Raw genomic sequence first — 434 nt, forward strand, 5'->3', positions numbered from 1 at the left:
GCGCAGGCCGGGGTGACCGCCCGGCCACGGCAGGAGTGGATCGAGATCCCGGTCCCCGCGCTGGTCAGCGAGGAGGTCTTCGCCCTGGTGGAGCGGCGGCTGGCGGAGAACGCGAAGTTCTCCCCACGCCACACCAAGGAGCCCGCGCTCCTGCAGGGACTGCTGGTGTGCGACCTGTGCGGGTACGCCTACACCCGGACCTCGCAGGGACCCGGCCCGAAGAAGTACCACTACTACCGCTGCTCGGGCACCAACGGCTGGGAACTGCCCCAAGGCCGACGCGTCTGCCCCAGCCGCCCGCTGCGCGCCGACGAGCTGGACCAACTGGTCTGGGAGCACGTGGTCGCCCTGCTCGCCGACCCGGCGCTGGTGCGCACGGAGCTGGAGCGCCGGCTGGAGCGGATGCGCGACGCCGACCCGGTCCGAGCCCACGA

General features: G+C 72.8%; 1 protein-coding gene. It reads left to right on the plus strand.

Translation table 11 applies throughout. The features are described from left to right. Nucleotides 1-434, plus strand: a 434-nt coding sequence (locus J0695_RS42335; RefSeq protein ID WP_206970103.1) for a recombinase zinc ribbon domain-containing protein, incomplete at both ends; no start/stop codon positions are given.

Origin of the sequence: Streptomyces beijiangensis (assembly GCF_017315755.1) — a bacterium.
GTDB classification, from domain to species: Bacteria; Actinomycetota; Actinomycetes; order Streptomycetales; family Streptomycetaceae; genus Streptomyces; species Streptomyces beijiangensis.